Source organism: Thaumasiovibrio subtropicus (assembly GCF_019703835.1).
Lineage (GTDB): Bacteria > Pseudomonadota > Gammaproteobacteria > Enterobacterales > Vibrionaceae > Thaumasiovibrio > Thaumasiovibrio subtropicus.
Window position 1 is genome coordinate 12,512 of record NZ_AP023055.1, and the last position, 18,169, is coordinate 30,680.

General features: G+C 47.4%; 14 protein-coding genes. 5 read left to right on the top strand and 9 right to left on the bottom strand.

The window, feature by feature from the left end:
* Positions 1-25: 25 nt before the first annotated feature.
* From TSUB_RS16350 to TSUB_RS16375, 6 genes are all read right to left on the bottom strand, one after another.
* On the bottom strand, positions 26-910 hold the full coding sequence (locus tag TSUB_RS16350) for an alpha/beta fold hydrolase (protein WP_087025394.1): 885 nt from the start codon (positions 908-910) through the stop codon (positions 26-28).
* Positions 911-1,127: 217 nt separating this feature from the next.
* Complete coding sequence (locus TSUB_RS16355) at positions 1,128-2,351, bottom strand: serine hydrolase domain-containing protein (RefSeq protein ID WP_087025390.1); 1,224 nt, start codon at positions 2,349-2,351, stop codon at positions 1,128-1,130.
* 199 nt (positions 2,352-2,550) lie between these two features.
* On the bottom strand, positions 2,551-3,018 hold the full coding sequence (locus tag TSUB_RS16360; RefSeq protein ID WP_087025387.1) for an OsmC family protein: 468 nt from the start codon (positions 3,016-3,018) through the stop codon (positions 2,551-2,553).
* 159 nt (positions 3,019-3,177) lie between these two features.
* Positions 3,178-5,337, bottom strand: coding sequence for a putative bifunctional diguanylate cyclase/phosphodiesterase (locus TSUB_RS16365; protein WP_087025384.1), 2,160 nt, complete (start codon positions 5,335-5,337; stop codon positions 3,178-3,180).
* 3 nt (positions 5,338-5,340) lie between these two features.
* Complete coding sequence (locus tag TSUB_RS16370; protein WP_087025381.1) at positions 5,341-6,276, bottom strand: phosphate/phosphite/phosphonate ABC transporter substrate-binding protein; 936 nt, start codon at positions 6,274-6,276, stop codon at positions 5,341-5,343.
* A 202-nt stretch (positions 6,277-6,478) separates the two neighbouring features.
* Positions 6,479-7,216 (bottom strand): 4'-phosphopantetheinyl transferase family protein, encoded by a 738-nt coding sequence (locus tag TSUB_RS16375; protein ID WP_221274620.1) that lies wholly within the window; start codon positions 7,214-7,216, stop codon positions 6,479-6,481.
* A gap of 232 nt (positions 7,217-7,448) precedes the next feature.
* Here TSUB_RS16375 and TSUB_RS16380 point away from each other — a divergent pair, with 232 nt between their 5' ends.
* The 3 genes from TSUB_RS16380 to TSUB_RS16390 all read left to right on the top strand — a co-directional run bounded on the left by TSUB_RS16380 (position 7,449) and on the right by TSUB_RS16390 (position 12,715).
* Positions 7,449-9,455, top strand: coding sequence for a DUF3857 domain-containing protein (locus TSUB_RS16380; protein WP_159064753.1), 2,007 nt, complete (start codon positions 7,449-7,451; stop codon positions 9,453-9,455).
* Between the two features lie 378 nt (positions 9,456-9,833).
* Positions 9,834-10,502: a hypothetical protein gene (locus TSUB_RS16385; protein WP_087016384.1), complete on the top strand. Its 669-nt coding sequence runs from the start codon at positions 9,834-9,836 to the stop codon at positions 10,500-10,502.
* Between the two features lie 743 nt (positions 10,503-11,245).
* Positions 11,246-12,715, top strand: a complete 1,470-nt coding sequence (locus TSUB_RS16390; protein WP_087016383.1) for a DASS family sodium-coupled anion symporter — start codon at positions 11,246-11,248, stop codon at positions 12,713-12,715.
* A 107-nt stretch (positions 12,716-12,822) separates the two neighbouring features.
* Here TSUB_RS16390 and TSUB_RS16395 read toward each other — a convergent pair whose 3' ends face one another.
* Positions 12,823-13,686: an SMP-30/gluconolactonase/LRE family protein gene (locus tag TSUB_RS16395; RefSeq protein ID WP_087016382.1), complete on the bottom strand. Its 864-nt coding sequence runs from the start codon at positions 13,684-13,686 to the stop codon at positions 12,823-12,825.
* A 133-nt stretch (positions 13,687-13,819) separates the two neighbouring features.
* On the bottom strand, positions 13,820-14,239 hold the full coding sequence (locus TSUB_RS16400) for a VPA0510 family protein (protein ID WP_087016381.1): 420 nt from the start codon (positions 14,237-14,239) through the stop codon (positions 13,820-13,822).
* 327 nt (positions 14,240-14,566) lie between these two features.
* Here TSUB_RS16400 and TSUB_RS16405 point away from each other — a divergent pair, with 327 nt between their 5' ends.
* Complete coding sequence (locus TSUB_RS16405; RefSeq protein ID WP_246616501.1) at positions 14,567-16,252, top strand: DUF1800 domain-containing protein; 1,686 nt, start codon at positions 14,567-14,569, stop codon at positions 16,250-16,252.
* Positions 16,249-17,565, top strand: coding sequence for a DUF1501 domain-containing protein (locus TSUB_RS16410; RefSeq protein WP_087016379.1), 1,317 nt, complete (start codon positions 16,249-16,251; stop codon positions 17,563-17,565). The genes TSUB_RS16405 and TSUB_RS16410 overlap by 4 nt, the downstream gene beginning before the upstream one ends.
* Before the next feature lie 109 nt (positions 17,566-17,674).
* Here the strand turns inward: TSUB_RS16410 and TSUB_RS16415 are convergent, their stop codons facing one another.
* Complete coding sequence (locus TSUB_RS16415) at positions 17,675-18,151, bottom strand: HNH endonuclease (RefSeq protein WP_087016378.1); 477 nt, start codon at positions 18,149-18,151, stop codon at positions 17,675-17,677.
* Between the last annotated feature and the right edge of the window lie 18 nt (positions 18,152-18,169).

Consider the following 18,169-nt stretch of genomic DNA (forward strand, 5'->3'; position numbering starts at 1 on the left):
ACTTAAGTCACCTTATGGTGCTTTTTCAGCGAGAATGTTGGTGAATGAACTGTTTAACCATCTCAGTGAATGCGTCAGGCTCTTCGTAGCTTGGCGTATGGCCACTGTGTAGGAATAAGTGGGTTTGTATTGATGAAAAATGGGTTAAGTAGGGTCTCCAGCTTGCTGGTGGCGCAATACTGTAATCATGTTTACCCAACATCAGTAACGTTGGAACGGTAAACGCTGTCGCGTATTCCTTTATCTCAAAATCTGCAAATACCTCTCCCCATAACTGATCAAACAAGCCCGTATGGGTAATGACGCCTGTCCAAAGTGAAATTTCGTCAAACTGATAATCTCGCCATCGCATTGCGCCTAGCCGTCGACACAAATGGGCAAACTTGCGCTCTGGCTGTTGAAGTATGTCTGCCTCCAGCAACGCATATTGCTGTTCAAAATGGGCTTTGCGGTGATGATCGGCTTCTTGTTGCCATCGCGCCATCATTTTAGCTTGCATACTCGCGCCAAGATGGGGTGATAGACCGCAAAGCAAAAGATGGCTAACGCGATTTGGATAACGATGAGCAAAATCGATAGCCATATAACCGTGCCCTGAATGCCCCAATAGTGTGGGGCGATCTAAGGCAAGTTGGTCGAAAAAACCAAGTAAATCGGCGCTGATCGCTGCGAGGGTTATCGCCTCTGCTACTTGCACAGTGCTATGCACATCGTCAGGATCAGTTTCGATGGGGAGCTTGGGGGCGAAACCGCGGTGGTCGATAAAGTAACAGGTGAAGTGCGCGCGCAATTTTGCTGGGATCACGCGTTGATAGTAGGTAGCGCTGCCAATCACGACCAGCGCAGGGCCTGTGCCGTCGATGACACAGTGAAGCAGATAGCCATTGCTATCAAAAGTATGAGTTTGCATATCATTGATCTCTGATTTTACACAACAAAACAACTAGGCAATCTAGATGACTAGTTTGGTCGTGTGAAAATAAACATTCCTCGCCAATAGTGGCGAACGCGTTGGTATGAGGAATGAAGCTCGTCAATGAATGCGTTTCATCTTTGCCTGTCGATTGATAGGGGAATGGGACGAGTATAAAACGGCAGGACTGCAAACTGCAAACCTGCCGAGGTGATTATTCTGGTGAAGATTTGGCGGCTAAGATCTTAAAAAGGATATCTTGGCTATGTTGAGAAAAAGCGTTGTAGTCACCCGCATAGATAGTGACTACAAGTTCATGATCGGGAAGAATATAGAGGCGTTGATTGCCATTGCCTACGCCAGCAATAATGCGCTGTTTTTGCGGTGTTTGCGCTAAGTCGGTATCGCCAATCCACCATTGGTAGCCGTAACCCCACATACCATTGTCGCTCCAATCGCCGACATGAGAAACGGTGCGTTGACTCGATGCAGCCAACCATTCTGGATCAATAACCTGTTGTCCTAACCATTGACCATCATCGAGAAACAGTTGACCCAACTTGGTTAAGTCGCGCGCCGTGAGACGTAATCCTGATGCCGCCGCGGGATTGTTTGGTTTCCATGTGTTGCTCCCAAGCCATTCATAGTTCGTGATACCTAAGGGACCAAAAAGGACTTCTTCTGCGTACTCATCGATCGTTTTTCCGGTTTTTTCTGAGATGATGCTGGCTAAAACTTGTGTGGTGCCACCGCTGTAATACCACATTCTACCGGGAAAATAGACGACCGGGCGAGAGACGACAAATTGGGCTGGGTCACGTTGGCGATAAAGGCGAATTTCATCGTTTTTGCCGCTGGTATAAGGCTCTGTCATCTCATACCATTGCAAGCCTGTAGTCATGGTTAAGGTGTGCTCTAACGTAATATCGAGTTTATCGTTGTCAAACTGGATCCAAGGCAAAAAAGTGTTAAGCGGTGTCGCAACAAAGTGATCAACACCATGTTGAGTTATCTCATCTTGGAATGCCTGTCCAACCAGTAAACTGGTTACACTCTTGGAAATGGATCGCACATCGTGAAGGCTATTTAAGTCAAAGTAGCGTTGGCCTATATCACGCCCCCAGCGTTGATCTGAGCCAGAAAAATAGCGCTCAAAAACCAGTTTGCCCTTGTGTGCAATCAATACAGCATGGGTGTTCCCATAGCGGTTATTAGCGATATCTTGGACTAAGGTGTCGAGCTGAGCAGGGTCAAAGCCGACTCTATCTGCGGTATCAACGGGCCAGTCTGTGGCAACGTTAGGCTGCCAGTCTTTTGATGTGACGTCGGTTTGCTGAGTGGTATTGCAGCCGGCAAGTGCGCAGCAAAGACTGAATATCGTCAGGGTGCGAAATAATACCGAGAGACGAGACATAGCAAAGCCGGTTTGGAAAGGCATAGCGCGACTCCTTGATTGATAGTGAAATCCAAATGTTTTTTGGGGCTTTAAGCTCAGTGCCGTAGAGTAAGATAATTCGGGGGAAGAATACTGTGCAGCGAATGCGGTGTGTTCAAAATATGCGAAACACCGCACTGATTTTATGTATTGGTATGATGGTTAATGTGACACCACCCCCATTGAGCCATGGGGGGAAGGCCTAGTCGATGATCTCAGTGACCACCTCGGTTTTGACCGAGTTGGCAATAAAGCAGTGTTCGTGGGCCAGATGATGCATTTTTTCAAGTTGCTCTCGGGTTGGTTGCATGTCGCCACTAAAGAGAATCTGGGGGCGAAGTGTTACCCTTGATATCCACTCTTTTCCCTCCTGGTTCGCTTCCAGCACCCCGATAGCCTCATCGACATAGCTATCGATGACATACTTTCTTTTCGCTGCGATAGAGAGAAAAACAAGCATGTGGCAGCTAGAGAGAGACGCAATAAAGGCCTCTTCTGGGTCGACATTTTCTTCTACAGAGAAAGGCAGTGGGACAACATGCGGCGATGAGGAGGCCGGTATGCTGACGCCACCATCAAACTCCCATGTATGGCCTCGACTATATTGATTATCGCTGAACGGTTCAGATGCCTTGCGTTGCCAACGAATTGTTGCACCATGGTTTGCCATTGCACACTCCTTGTATCAACTCACATAACAGATTGAATTGCGGTTTATCCTGATGAGAACAAACGCGATGTAGAGCAGCGAGTATAGCCTGCTAGGGCGGAAATAAAACCCACCAATGGTTGGGTTATTGGGTGAGGTGACTTGAGTAAGGAATACGGATTAGGAATGATAAATCGGTGAATCATCGCGAGTGAGGAGTTGACGCGTGAACTGATTAGCGGGGAGCGGCTTCGCATAGTAATAACCTTGGCCAAAGTCGCACTTCCAAGCCTTAAGGAGGGTAATTTGAGGTTTGCTTTCAATGCCTTCTGCAACAATTTTTAAGTCAAGATTTTTAGCCATTGCAACCATGGCTTGAACGAGATTTTGATCTTTTTTGTCGTTTTCTAGATTCATAATGAAGCTGCGGTCAATCTTAAATCCACTAACCTGAAAACGGCGTAAGTAGCTGAGTGAGGAGTAACCCGTCCCAAAGTCATCCAGCCAGACCTGAACTCCTGCCTCATGAAAGGTCATCAGGGTTTTCTCTGCTTCGCCTTCGTCACGAAATAGCATACTTTCCGTGATCTCTAGGTGGACTAAGGCCGTTGGAATTTGGTAGTGCTCCAGCTCTGACAAAAAGTAATGTGACAGATTAGGGTGATAAAGCTGTTTGCAAGATAAGTTGAGCGCAACATGGAAGTCTCCCTCAATATAGGGCTGCCATTGCGCTAACTGTTGGCAGAGGTGCGTGATCAGCCACTCACCGATGGGAACGATCATGCCGGTATCTTCCGCCACATCGATAAAATCGATAGGTGGGATGAGTCCCATATCGGGATGACGCCAACGAACCAGCGCTTCTGCACCAATCATGTGTCCACTGCTTAAATCGATGAGGGGCTGATACCAGAGTTCAAACTGTGTGGGGTCATTCAATGCTCGGCGTAACTCTTTTTCGATAAAAGCCCGTTTGACAACGGCTTCATTCATCTCTTGAGTAAAGAATCGGAAGGTGTTCTTACCCGCCGCCTTGGCGCAGTACATCGCGATATCGGCGTTTTTAATCAGCTCATCAGCATTTTGGCCCGCATCCGGTGCAATGGCGATACCGATACTTCCACCAATGATAAATTCGTCGTGTTTTATCTGAATGGGCTCTCGGATGACTTTAAAGAGATCTTCCGCTGCTTGCGTGATTGAGATCGCGCCTTCAGGAAGCGGAAGTAACATCAAAAACTCATCGCCACCAATTCTCGCTACCATTGCCTCTTCGGGCATGCCAGCGGCATAGGTTTCGCAATAGTCGCTGAGGCGTCTTGCAACACGGCAGAGCAGACGATCACCAAGCTCATGACCATGATTGTCATTAACACGCTTAAACTCGTCGAGATCGATGAAGAGTACCGCAAATGACGGCGGTGGATATTGCTGGCTAATTGCTTGTATATGTTCAGTAAACTTAATCCGATTTGGGAGCTCAGTTAGCGTATCGTGGTAGGCCAAAAAACTGATTTCGTTGGTTCGGAGTTCAATTTTTTCTGCCATCGCGTTTAAGGCGGTGGCGAGTTCGCCTATTTCGTCTTGCCGTTTAACTTCAGCGAGTGTCTCGCTGGCTGTGTATCGACCGCTACCCAGTCTTTCGGCATGGCGGGCAAGGTTTTGCAATGGGCGAGTCAGTGACGTTGAAATGCCGAAAGCCAGTAACGTCGCGATGGCAAATAAGGTAGAGGCGGCGATACAAACACTCCAAAATAGTGCCTGATTACTTTCGTCGTTTAACCGATTGACGATGCTTCTTACTTCGGCAATTTCTGATTGCATCTTGTCGAGGGACAGTTCAAGGTGCAAGCCACCTAAAACACTGCGATAACTGACAATGGGGGTGGTGATAATCAAATGGCTAGCGGTAAAGCGTTGCTCGGCCTCTAAGCTAGCTAGCACACGTTTCGCTAACGCTTGATCGGCGAATGGTTGACCGAACAGAGCAAGATCATCGGTGCCATCATGGAAAATGTACCCTTCGGAGTCAAAAACGATCACGCTGTCGACTTCACCCAATGTGATGATAGGGGTGAGATGCGATTTCACTTCTTCGAGGTTCACGTGGTAAAGCGGGTCAAAGAGTGCGGTGCTTAAATAACTGGCTATCTGCTCGCCACGCTTTTTAATTTCTCGTTGAAAGGTGATCTGGTTTTGTTCTATCAAGCTCTGCTTGAGATCCATCGCCTGATGGTGAGAGAAGTACAAATAGGTGCTGGCACTCAAACCCGTCACTAATAAGATAAGGGTCAGCGTGACACTGAGGTATTGTGTTTTCAGGCGAAGGTTTAATCTCATAGGCTACAAATGCTTTTTTACTAACAACAACAACTTATCGGCATAAGCCATGGCTTCTTGATTCTCCTCAGAAAAATTGTCAAATTTCTTTGTGTCTTGAAAGGCTTCAAGCGCTTTTTGTCCAGCTGTACTTAAGTGTGCATTGAGCAAAAGGCCGCGAATTTGGGTTTTAATGTTGTCTGGCATGTCTGCACGTATCAGTTGCACACTGCGTGGAAAAGCGGGCGATTCATAAAGAATGTGCATATGGTCTCGCATACTTTTCGGCATGTCGCTCGGGCTGTTCCAGTTACCATCGTTAAAAGCGGCCGCGTCGACTTTTTTGCGAAATACCCAGGCGGATAGACTGAGTTCGTCCGCTTCACTTAAGGTGTCTGCGGTAATGACGTAGCCAATATGCCCTTCTGGAACGGGAGTATGCGAACTCGCCAGCTTGGTAACAGCATAGCCGCGTTGTAGCAAGGTTGAGAGGGGGATGTAATAGCCAGAGGTAGAATCGACATCTTCTAATGCGAGGTGCTTGCCAACCAGATCGTCAAAGCTTGTGATACCAGAGTCTGCACGAGTAAAGAAGAGAGAGCGGTATTCTGCCACCCCTTTTTTCCAGCGACGCAAGATGATTTCCGCGTTGTGATTGTTGGCAAGATCAAGGCTGGTAAACAAGGTTTCAGACATTAAGTCGACCTCGCCTTGATCAAACCATTGGCTCAGTTGCTCAACGTTGCTACTCACTTTTATTTCCGCACGGGTGTAGCCAAATTCGCGCAGGTTGTCCGCAAGGTAATCACCTAAGGGTTGCGTAAAGCGAATATGCTTTTGCGGCTTAGTACTTAATACACCGATAGAAAGAATCTTATCCTCGAGGCTGCTGGCCGCTTTGGCGGGAACAACGGCACACAACCCCAAAATAAACGCGAAGCATAGTCTCGTAATCATCATCTTAATTTTCAGAGCCTTAGTTTATATTACTACTTAAAATAGTTGCTCATTAAAGTATATCCAATACTTTATATTCTGTCTGAGTTCATGCGTAGACAGAATGGCAAAATTATCAATACGTTAAGTTGATCGGTGAGTCAATTGTTTGACTTTTGTCGGCGGAAAAGTGACGGCAATGATGACCGTTATGCGATTGCTGAAGTCAATCAGACGCCACAAGTGTTATTACCCCATTGAATTTAAAAGTAAAATAAACGAATAAACACGTTTTATCTCGTAGTCTTTTTATCACAGCGTTGCCGAGTTGAAGCGTTAATCGTCCTTCTTCAAGGTGGACGATTTTGGCATCCTGAAACGATAAAACCTGTTGAACCTCACCAAAAATCGCTTTGTATACGCTCTCTTTGGCCGAAAAAGCGAGGGTTAATGCGTGTTCGAAGGGGATTGAGCTTGCTGTTAGGATGGCTTTTTCCTCTTCATCCACGATTTGAGAAGCAATGCTTGTGGCGGTTTTTTCGCAGAGTATCTCTTCGTAATCGATGCCGATAAAACGAAAACGCGCTTTAGCGGCCACAACCGCCAATGCAATGTTGTCACTGTGCGTAATGGCACCTAGCAGGTGTTGTGGCCAACGTGGCTCTCGATGTTGACCCGTGGTGATTTGGGGCATTTGGTGCATCTCGCAATGACTGCCGCTTGCCATTGCTTGTCGAGCGACGAGCCTTCCCGCGAGGTATTCACTATTCCGTTTTGCCACTGCCTGATTGAGGAAGTTGGGTGCCGTGATGCCATAGCGATCAAACAGACCGTGATGGTAGTGACTAGCATCATAATGAATGCCGTAGATGTGTAGGTTCTCATCTGGCGTCACAACATGAAAGGATCGGGACACGAAAGGGGACATGTCGGGCAGCGGATAGGGCGCTAGTTTCCAATACATAACCAAGACATCGTTAAAAGTGATGTCCCTATCATGCCTTTTTTTGACACTTTTGTGAGCTCTTTAGTATCAGAATGAGAAATGCTCTCAAAGTGTTTACCTAACGGGTTGCATTTCACTGTCTTATAACGCAAAACTAATGGATAACATTTTGATAACGCCTTGTGCGAGAAGCGCTTACCGTACTCGAGGCAACATATAATGGTGATTTCCAGTCATGATGATGAGACGCATGAAACCTATCGCGCAGACACTAGCGCTACATATGGCCATGTCAGGTGCAGTATTGGCAGCCGATGTTATTCCTCAAGCACAGGTACCCAATTGGGTATCGCAGCAAGCAATTCCCACTGATTTTACCCGTAAAGACCGCGCGGATGGTGTGGTATACCTTCTTGTCGATGAGCAAGAGAACTTGCGTAACGATCAAGAGGCGAGCTATTACCGCTATGCGAAAAAGGCGGTAAGTCCAGCGGGCGTTGAGCGTATTTCGCAGATTACCATCGATTTTGATCCGCACTATCAGTCCGTTGCTTTGCATGAGTTGTATGTTTTGCGAGGCGGTGAGCGCATTGACCTTATGCCAACCATGGAGGTCAAGCGTTTGCAGCGGGAGGAGGATCTTGAACGCCTTCTTTACAGTGGAGAAGAGAGTTTCCACATCATCGCCAATGATGTGCAAGTGGATGATATTGTCATTTATAGCTTCACTGTCGCAGGCCGAAACCCGGTGTTTGGTGAGGAAGTTGATAGCTATCTTTCGGTGGGATGGGGAGTGCCCGTCATTTCAACGCATGCCCGAGTACTGTTTGACAATGATGACGCGCTAGTGGTGAAGCGCCTCGGAGACAATGCACATGGGGAGTTAACCCACCATAGTCATGAAACACATCAAGAGTATGTGTTTAAAGATGATCGACGTCGATATCGTTATTATGAGGAAGATCAGCCGAGTTGGTATGACCCTTACCCTTACATCTACGCGTCCTCTTATCATAACTGGGGCGATGTTGTGCAGTGGGCTTTGCCTTACTACCAGCCATCGCAGAAAGGGACGCGCTATAAAACCAAGCTGGCAGAACTCAAAGCGGTTAGGGGGAAAACGACCCAAATCGCGCAGGCGATCAATTTTGTCCAAGATGAGATTCGTTACTTTGGGATGGAAAATGGCATCGGCTCGCATGCGCCAAGACAGCCTGAGCAGATACTGAGGCAAGGTTATGGCGATTGCAAAGATAAAACATTGCTTTTGGTTTCGTTGTTACAAGGCTTGGGTATTGAGGCTTACCCCGCGTTGGTTAGCACTACGTTCAGTGACAAAATGGATGAACAAGAGCCTGGGCACGCCATTTTTAATCACGTAATCGCCTATTTTGAGTACGAAGGAAAACCCTATTGGGTCGACCCGACTAACTACTTACAGTCAACGGATATTGATACGCTGTTTCAGGCCAACTATGGATTTGGTTTGATTATTCGTGATGATGAGCAATCGCTAACTGCGATGGACTCGACCCGACGTAATGCCATCAATGTGAACACAGATTTGGTTGTACAAGCGGAGGACGGTGGACAGATGACGGTGACGACCGTCTATGAAGGGCGCAGCGCAGAACGTTTACGTCGACGATTTGCAAACAATGGTATAGAGCAAATTTCTGAAGACTACGAGGAGTACTATCAAGAGTACTACGAAGAGCTCTATGCCCGTGATGAGCTGGAGTTTGAGGATGATCGCGCGGCGAATGTCGTGACAGTTGTTGAGCGGTATCAAATCGATGAGATTTGGGAGCCGGGTGATGAAGAGCTTGTGCTCTCTGTTTATGGTGAGCTGATTGATGGCTATTTGGTTGCCCCTAAACGCGTAAAACGTGACTCTCCTTATTGGGTGGGCGGCCCAGTTGAGCTCAATCAGGCGATCAATCTGACCATGCCGATGCCATGGCCGTACAATAAAGAGCAGGTCGAAATCACGAATAACCAAATGGATTATCGATTCCAAATTAGTCCCGTAGAGCCAACGTTACTTGAAAAAGTGCGTAAAGAGTACAACGCTTTTGAGCTTATGTATCATCTAACGCTCAAAGAGAGGTCGGTCTCCGTCAGTGATTTTCCGACTTATCACCAGAGTGTTGAAGAGGCGAATGAAAATTGGTCTTACGTCTTTAGCTATGCTGGCAGCATTGAAGAGATGGAAGATGAAATGCGTTCAGTAGAAAACAAGAAGACAAGTAAGTAGCGCTAACAATGTGGTGCTTAAGCGGTGAACATGTCTATCGCTTGAGCACCATGCCCTGCATCATGAGGTTATCTGAATATAGCGTGTTGAAACGTCTTCCTTTCGTAAACATCATCCGTAATTTCTGACTATTTCTATACTGCATATCCCTTCCAACCTAACGTTTATCATGACTACCCTGCAATACGAAACTGACTAATTCGTGAGTCAAAGCGGGTTTTAACTATTTCATTTCCTTAATTTTATAGGCTTGAGAGGTATCTCAAAGACGGAAACTCATACTTTTTTCAAACTTAAGCCATGTCTCATGTTTGAGTCACTTTTCTTCTCGCGGCTGTCAGCGGCAGAGTGACGCAACAACGTTATGGAGTGCCGTGTATGGGTTCAGTGTGTTGTGATGACCTATTGGCAAAGATAGAGTGCCATTTTGGGACAACTGAGTGGATTAGCAGTGGTGGGTACATCTTACCCGACGGGCGCTTACTCGACCTCAAGCGTTCAAAAGCAGAACAGAAGCAATTTCATCGAGCGATCGCTGAATTATTGCCAGAGGCGATGCTGAGTGTCGCGGATGAGGTGTCCATTATTCATGTGATGGCGGCCACGGGCATTATCCGCTACGAAGCAAAAGGGCGGTTGCATTTGGTCAAAATGCCTACACCAGCGCAACGGCAACGTATCTTTAGCATCATGAAATACAGTGTGAATCCTTTTCAGGTGATGATTTCTCATCCTTGTGGTGTGTCGCTGGCGCAGGAAACATTTCATTCGCCGTCAGCACATGAGTTGCTCAGCTTCTATGAGGCTGCGCTGGATGAGTATCGAGCGGATCTCTGGTTAGATGAGTTTGGGATCCGAGAAACAGACACACATTGGCAGTTTGTTTTTCGCCCGACATGTCAGGTGGTGGGCCAGTACCATAAAATCTCGACACACTACTATTTGGATGCGAACTATCTCGCGTTCACTGCAACTTTTGATGAACTGTTAGTTCAAAATTTGGCGCAATATCCCATTTTTTCTTCTGGAAGTTTCATCGATTCGTAACAGTTCACAGATTTAAGCCTTTTCTCTATTCATGGTCAGTAAGTGCATATACTTTGTATATGCGTTTTATAAGCGCATCCATTACAATTTAAGGAGTTAATGATGGCTAAGAAAGCAAAAGAACTGAAGAAAGAGATCAAAGCGCGTAAGGCTAAAATCAGTAAACAAGAAGCGAAAGTGAAAAAGCTGAAGAAAGCGCTAAAGAAGGCCGCTAAGTAAGCACCTTTCTTCCTTTAGCGTTAAACCGATATGCTTTGACACCTGTCGGAAGCATCCATTCAGTTTAGCGCTGGCGAAAATGCTGCCATAGGGCAGCGTTTTTGTTTGTAAATATTGAGCCAGCACGCTGTTGCCGTCTTAATGACGTTTTTTAACCACTCTCACGCACCTAATTCTAGGTCAGCGCCATCCATGTCTGTGTTGCTCTCTTTTGTAACAATCGCACATTGTGTTGGTATTTTTGAATTATATGGTTTCATTGTCTGGTTTTTTTTGTTTTTTAGGTGCGTCGGATAGAGCCTGAAAATATAGTCATATTCGTAAAACCTTACTTTCAGTAACGGCTTAAGCTAACAATTGTTAAAAATCCTCTGCTTGCCGAACCAAATCTTCTCCTGTTTATTGATCATTGTTAATTTCTATTGGTTGTGTTCGAAACATAATTTTGCTGAAGCCCAGTGAATCCGTGCATGCAATGTGACATGGATTGTCATTGAGCCATGTCACTGATTAAGGAGTTCAGCATGAGTGAGAGTGTTTCCCCTCGCGCAACCTTGACGGCAAAGGAGCCGTTGATTGCCGCCAAAGTTATCCCACTGTCCATTATTTTAGTAATCGCGACGATATGTTGGCATCTCACTCCCCCTGAAGGGCTAGAGATCACCGCGTATCATACTGCGATCGTGTTTATTGCCACGATTGCTGGCATTGTAGCGAATGTGTTGCCTACGGGCGCCGTTGCCGTCATGGGTGTTGCAGCATATGCCGTATTAAAAGCAGGAGGTGAGACAAGTGGTAAACAAGCGATAGTGACAGCACTAAGTGATTTCGATAATGCATTAATTTGGCTTATCGTCATTGCCTTTATGATTGCACGGGCCTTTACCAAAACAGGATTAGGTCGACGAATTGCATTGCTACTGCTAAGCCGTTTTGGTCAATCTTCGCTGCGGATTGCCTATTGCTTAGGGGTTGCAGACTTTTTGATTGCGCCAGCGACACCAAGTAATACCGCGCGCTCTGCGATCGTATCCCCCATTGCTGACTCGCTAGCGAAAGTGACGAATGAGAAAGATAAAAAACTGGGGCAGTATTTTATCTCCAGTGCGAGCGCGATGAATGATGCCTCTGCAATTGGCTTTCAAACAGGCTTTGCAGGTAACTTGGCGTTGGTGGGTATTGCGACGACAGTCACTGGGATTACGTTGAGCTTTACGGATTGGCTGACGTATTTACTACTTCCTGCGCTTGTCTTGCTGATGGTGATGCCGTTTGTACTATACAAAGTCATTCGTCCAGAGACACAAAAAACACCAGAAGCGCCTCAATTTGCGCGCCAAGAGTTAAACAAAATGGGGAGTGTAGCGTCGAGTGAGTGGAAACTGATAGGTGTGTTTGTCGGTTTGATCGTGCTCTGGGTCGGAGGTAGAACGTTCGGCATACACTCAGCAACCGCCGCCTTTGTCGGTTTATCTGCATTACTGCTGATGGGTGTGTTGACGTGGGAAGATATAAAGTCGGAGAAAGGGGCTTGGGATACGTTAGTGTGGTTCTCTGCACTCATGGGTTTAGCCAACCAAATGAAAAAGCAGGGCTTTACTGAGTGGGTAGGGACCAACGTTTCTGACTTGCTCCTGGTTAGCTTAGATGGCGCCAGTGCGATGGTCTTTTTGCTATTTATGATGACGTTTTATCTCTTTACCGCGTACTTCTTTGCCTCAGGGACCGCAAAAGTGGTTGCGTTAGGGCCAGTCATTATTGGCGCTTTGATGACGCTAGGTGTCTCGCCTTTAATTGCAGTACTGGCGGTGGCGGGTATTACAAACTTGGGTTGTAACTTAAGTACCTACAGCCACGCTCGAAATCCACTGCTGTTGGGTTACGGATATCATACTGATGGCGAGTGGATGCGCATTGGCTTAGTCATTTCAGTCGTTGGCGCCATCCTCTTTATGACCGTCGGATTGACGTGGTGGGGTATTCTGGGTTTGTAAGTTGTATTGGAACTGTTTTTTATCAGCGCCAGCCTTTGTTGCTGGCGCTGATTTTAAACGGTTTGAGTATAAGTGCCGGAGTAGGTTGAAAGAAAACGGCGCTTTACTTAGAAATCATTCACATCCACCAGCGGTTCGCTGATGCCTTGCCAGCCCAGTTCCGTGAGTTTAAGCACTTGCCCATCAGCATATTGGTCTGCAGCGGTCGTGACGAGCATCTCGTCATAATGCTCGCCACCAAATGCAATCATCGTTGGGTTCGTTGCAGGAATAGCGATCTGATGAGTAACTCGGCCTTGTGGTGAGAGGCGTAAAATTTGGCTGCCCGCGTACATGGCGACCCAGTAGCCGCCCTTGTTATCGACAGCAGCGCCATCAGGGCGACCTCGATGTTCTGAGAGATCAGCAAAGAGTGCTGACTCGCCCATAATGCCATTTTGTACATGGTAATTGGCCTTGTATATCTTACTTTCGCTAGTATCGGCCCAATACACGTTCGTGCCACAGGGTGAAAAAGCGAGGCCGTTGCAAGTCCAAGCAAAGAAGGGAAGAGGCTCCATGGTTGCGTCATGATGGAGTAGGTAAAACTGTCCCTTGTCTCCTTGCTTTTCGCCGTTGCGGGTACCAGCCATAAAGCGACTGCCTGGTGTTGCTCTACCATCATTAAAGCGCATTCTGGGCGCTGAGGATTGAAGAGGGGCTATACACTGGCGTTCGGCGTTGAATGTTTCAAGAAAGTAGATGCCACTTTTAAATGCGAGGATGAACCCCGTATCCCCCTGCATGGCAACACAACCTAATGGTTCAGACCAAGATTGCTGTTCGATGTGATTATTGCGATATCGATAGAGAGTGCCAGAGGGTATATCTACCCATAGCCATGATTCAGTCCGCCAATCCCAACGAGGGCACTCTGCGAGTTTAAATGATTGCTCTACCAGTCTGTGAATGGACGGAAAAATCAGTTCCATAGCTTACCTCTGCCTTATATGCGCAAGTGGCATTATCGAATAGTGCCACTTTACGCTGTTTTTACTATTGCAGCAGCTTATGTCGACAGAAATGTGCTCATATTGGATCGAAACTCACAAGTCGCCTTAGCGCTTATCGGTTAATAATGACGTTGATATATCTGTCACCTTGGCGTCGATAGTAGTGGCCATCTACAAGTGCAAATCGGATCCCGCCAATCTGAATGTAAGTGGCATGGCGTGGCAGGCTACGATAGTGATAGTAGTGGTGGCGAGGTCGATATGTGGGAGAAGGTCGATATCGTTGACCTTTACGAGGTTTAACCACGATGACTGGCGGCTTGCCATACCCTGGGCGATTGTACCCTGGACGGTGATGCCCCGGTCTGTTGGGCTTATTGTGTCCGGGCTTGTTGTGTCCCGGTTTATTGTGGCCGGGTTTGCTGTGACTCCAACCCGGTCGATCATCCTTGCCTCTCGCTTCAGCAGGTAGTGACATTGCTGTCGAAAAAGAGATAAAAGCGGTGAGTGCGATGGCGGTAAGTTTTTTCATAATGCCTCTCCCATTGATTGATGATGGCATCGTAGCGCGCTGGATGTATAGTGCCGTCAAGGCAGCGTAAAGCTGGGTGAATGAAATGTGTCCAACTATGTCGAACCTACTGGGCTAGACATGACTGTCAGCGCTTTGTCAGAACATTGACAGAAAGCGCGTTAGCCTCCCTTGACATTGTGCAGTCTGAATCCGTAGCACAGCTTTTACCCGAGTCACTTGCTGTTGAGTGCAAACTTAGTTAGCGTGCAGTGATATGTGAGTGATTTTTGACCCATTGCAATGGTCGGGTCTGGGGTTGAGTAGAATAAGATGCTAGGGATGCCAGTGTTAAGGAAAAGCGTTTATGCCGTCAGTTTGTCGCTCCTGATTGCCTGTGGAGGAGGGGGTTCAGACAGTGGCGGTAGTGGGAGTGGCAGCGGCGATAATGGCGGTGGCGGTAGTATCGGCGGTGAACCTGTACAGCCCACAGTGTTGAGCCAGAACCAACGTTATGATTTGCTTTATCGCGCCACCTTTGGCCCTCGACCTGATTCCTATCAGCAGTTAGCGGAACAAGGTTACGAGGCATGGTTAGAGCAGCAATTTTCACTACCAACCAGCTCACACTATGCCCGTGTGAACGAATATCCATTGCTGGGGGATGCTGAAACCTATAACCAGTCAGATCGCGCAGCAGTGTGGTGGGATTTAGTGATCAACGCGCCAGATCAGTTGCGCCAGCGAGTCGCCTTTGCGTTGAGTGAAGTGTTTGTCATCTCACGTTACGGCGCCAACCTTGGCAGTCGTCCATTAGAAATGATGCATTACTACGACATGCTGGCTAACCATGCATTCGGAAACTACCGTGATTTGATCGAAGACGTAACCCGTCATGCAGCGATGGGTGATTATCTGTCGATGATGGCTAATCAGAAGGCCGATCCCAGTAAAAACCGTTATCCAGATGAGAACTATGCGCGGGAAGTGATGCAACTGTTCAGTATAGGGCTCTATCACCTCAATATGGACGGTACCGAACAGCGGGATAACCAAGGCCAGTTAATACCGACGTATACGCAAGATGATATCGAGAATCTTGCACGTGTCTTTACAGGATGGCATGTCGCTGAAAAGGCGAAACCTTGGTGGGGGTCAAAAGAGGGCAACTGGTTCTTGCCGATGGTGGCGTATGCTGAGCAGCATGATGACGGTCAAAAAGTGGTGATGGGTGAAGTGTTTCCTGCGGGGCAAACGGCCGAGCAAGATATGGCACAAGCAATGGATATGTTGCTTGATCACGCCAATACCGCGCCATTCATAAGTAAACATTTAATTCAGCGACTCGTGACCTCAAATCCGTCGCCAGCTTATGTTGAGAGAGTGAGTTCAGTTTTTGCTGATAACGGCGCCGGGGTACGCGGTGATTTGAAAGCGGTCGTGAAAGCCGTATTGCTGGATGAGGAAGCCTTGACGGGCGCGACAAAAGCGCCCGTCAAAATGAAAGAGCCCTTGATAGCGATGGCGAACTTTTTACGGGCAATGGAAGCCAAATCAGCCGATCCGTCTGGACGCTTTCATAACTCAAACGGCACTTTTTGGGCCTATGGACAAGCGCCCCTGTCATCGCCCAGTGTGTTTAACTTCTTTTCCCCCGATTATGCGCCAAATGGTGAAATTAATCAGGCGGGAGAGGTCGCACCAGAGTTTGAAATTCTCAATTGGAACAACTTTATTCTGACTAACAACCAGTTTTGGAGCGCGACGGGCAGAACAAACTATGACAATGAAGAAAATCCTAAACGCATTGTGATAAATGCAGCGCCCTTAGAAGCGATTGCAAACGATCATGCGGCGTTAATCGCAGAGATAGATCGTCGCCTTCTATCGCAACGCATGAGCGACCCATTGAAAGCCATTATCGAAGAAGCACTAGGGGATCTGCGCGATACACAGCAAGCGCTGAAAGTCCGTCATGCACTCTATATCGTGTTGACCAGTCAGGAGTTCCATATTGAGGAGATAGCACAATGATCACCCGCCGAGAATTGTTGGCTGCCATGGCAGCGACCCCGATGATCTCAATGATGGGCACAGGCGGAGCGACGGCAGCGCCGGGCACAGAGTACAAAGCCCTTGTTTGCGTCTTTTTGTTTGGCGGCAATGATGGGTTCAACATGCTCATCCCTACCGATAACCTTCATTACGATGAATATGCCAATGCACGGCCAGATATTGCGTTACCTCAAGCGTCGCTATTGCCGATCAACGCCAATACCGGGTCTGATTTGCAGCTTGGGCTTCATCCAGCCATGCCAGAGCTAAAGACGTTATTCGATAGCGGGAAAATGGTGGCAGTCGCAAACAGTGGCGTGTTGATTGAGCCGGCGACCAAGGCTGAGCTATCCGCGGGTACGAAAGCAATGCCGCCTTTTCTGTTCTCTCATAACTCGCAGCAAACAGAGTGGCAGCGAGGATGGGCTGGGAACACGACAACCCTTGGTTGGGCTGGGCGTTTGATGGATGTCTTGTCATCAGAGAAAGCGGCGGTGAGCCCAACCTTTAGCTTGAACGGCTATACTCAGTTGCTCAATGGCAGTACCTATACCGCAAACCTGCTCAATGCCTCTTCTTTGCCATCGATGTACGCCATCCATAACACTTTGCGTCGCAAGAGCTTTGACCAAGTGATGAGCCTGACCCCTGATACCAAGTTTGGTCGAGAGTTTGACCGCGTGAAGCGCGAGTCGCTGACCACACGAGATCAACTCGCAGCGGCGTTAGAATCATCGCCAGAAGAAGATCATTATCCCGATTTTTCTCTAGCCAATCAGCTGCATACCGTTGCGCGTTTAATTAAGTCTAGCGATCGTCTTCAACATCAGCGGCAGATCTACTTTGTTGGCATGGGGGGCTTCGACACTCATGCTAACCAATTGAACGACCATCAAACGCTCATGACCGCATTGAGTCAATCGTTGGCTGCGTTTCAGCAGTCACTGGATGCGGCTGGGCTTGAGTCGCAGGTAACTACCATGACGATGTCAGACTTTGGGCGTCGCTTAGCCAGCAATGGCACGGGCACCGACCATGGCTGGGCCAGTAACCACCTTATCATGGGAGGCGCATTGAATGGCGGTCAGCTTTATGGGGAATGGCCTTCGTTAATCCTAGATGGTGACAATGACTTTAATAAAGGGCGGATGATACCAACAACCTCTGTCGAGCAAATTGGGGCGACTATCGCCCGTTGGATGGGGGTGACGAATGAAGCGATGCTTAACACTGTGTTCCCTAACTTGCCGAATTTTGATGTCAAGAATCTCGGTTTCTTAAAACTGACATGATTGAGTGGCAGGTCAATCCAGCAACTTGAGGTGGCTTGAGTAAATGAGTTTATTGGGCTTGTTCAACACCTAGATAAAGTGTCGGCTGCGCGGCACTTATCCTTATTTATTAGGTGATTTTTCCTCGTAGTTCTCTCATTAGTCTTACTGACTCATCAAACTGCGATAATGCCCTTTCAACAATGCTATCAATTTGATTCTGAGCAGCACCGTCAATTGGCTTTATTGTATTTTTAGCTAACCACGTCTCGATAAGAGACCTACGGTTGATTAATGTTTCAGTACAATCTACTTTAATGGTTAGAAACTCCAACCAATCCATTTCTCTCTTTTCATCACCATTGCAAATAGAACATGATAAGACATGGTTAAATATAGAGTTGTTCCCACCTTCAGAAGTCGGGACTACATGATCAAGATGACCGACTCTCGATTTCCTTTCCATAGTAAGACCACAATATGCGCAGGAATTATTGAAATAGTCCCACAACATCGTCTTGTCACGTTCTGTCGGATGTGGATCGATAATCGCTCCAAGTGAACGCTTAATTTTATTTTTTGCCATTGAAGGCGTATCTTTTGCCATTACTTACCGAACTCAATT

What these genes read in the sequence shown, in the direction of transcription:
- TSUB_RS16385 (WP_087016384.1), top strand. Translation starts at nt 9,834, where the DNA reads ATGGGTTCAGTGTGTTGTGATGACCTATTGGCAAAGATAGAGTGCCAT.
- TSUB_RS16415 (WP_087016378.1), bottom strand. Translation starts at nt 18,151, where the DNA reads ATGGCAAAAGATACGCCTTCAATGGCAAAAAATAAAATTAAGCGTTCA.
- TSUB_RS16410 (WP_087016379.1), top strand. Translation starts at nt 16,249, where the DNA reads ATGATCACCCGCCGAGAATTGTTGGCTGCCATGGCAGCGACCCCGATG.
- TSUB_RS16390 (WP_087016383.1), top strand. Translation starts at nt 11,246, where the DNA reads ATGAGTGAGAGTGTTTCCCCTCGCGCAACCTTGACGGCAAAGGAGCCG.
- TSUB_RS16395 (WP_087016382.1), bottom strand. Translation starts at nt 13,686, where the DNA reads ATGGAACTGATTTTTCCGTCCATTCACAGACTGGTAGAGCAATCATTT.
- TSUB_RS16355 (WP_087025390.1), bottom strand. Translation starts at nt 2,351, where the DNA reads ATGCCTTTCCAAACCGGCTTTGCTATGTCTCGTCTCTCGGTATTATTT.
- TSUB_RS16350 (WP_087025394.1), bottom strand. Translation starts at nt 910, where the DNA reads ATGCAAACTCATACTTTTGATAGCAATGGCTATCTGCTTCACTGTGTC.
- TSUB_RS16400 (WP_087016381.1), bottom strand. Translation starts at nt 14,239, where the DNA reads ATGAAAAAACTTACCGCCATCGCACTCACCGCTTTTATCTCTTTTTCG.
- TSUB_RS16365 (WP_087025384.1), bottom strand. Translation starts at nt 5,337, where the DNA reads ATGAGATTAAACCTTCGCCTGAAAACACAATACCTCAGTGTCACGCTG.
- TSUB_RS16375 (WP_221274620.1), bottom strand. Translation starts at nt 7,216, where the DNA reads ATGTATTGGAAACTAGCGCCCTATCCGCTGCCCGACATGTCCCCTTTC.
- TSUB_RS16360 (WP_087025387.1), bottom strand. Translation starts at nt 3,018, where the DNA reads ATGGCAAACCATGGTGCAACAATTCGTTGGCAACGCAAGGCATCTGAA.
- TSUB_RS16370 (WP_087025381.1), bottom strand. Translation starts at nt 6,276, where the DNA reads ATGATGATTACGAGACTATGCTTCGCGTTTATTTTGGGGTTGTGTGCC.
- TSUB_RS16380 (WP_159064753.1), top strand. Translation starts at nt 7,449, where the DNA reads ATGAAACCTATCGCGCAGACACTAGCGCTACATATGGCCATGTCAGGT.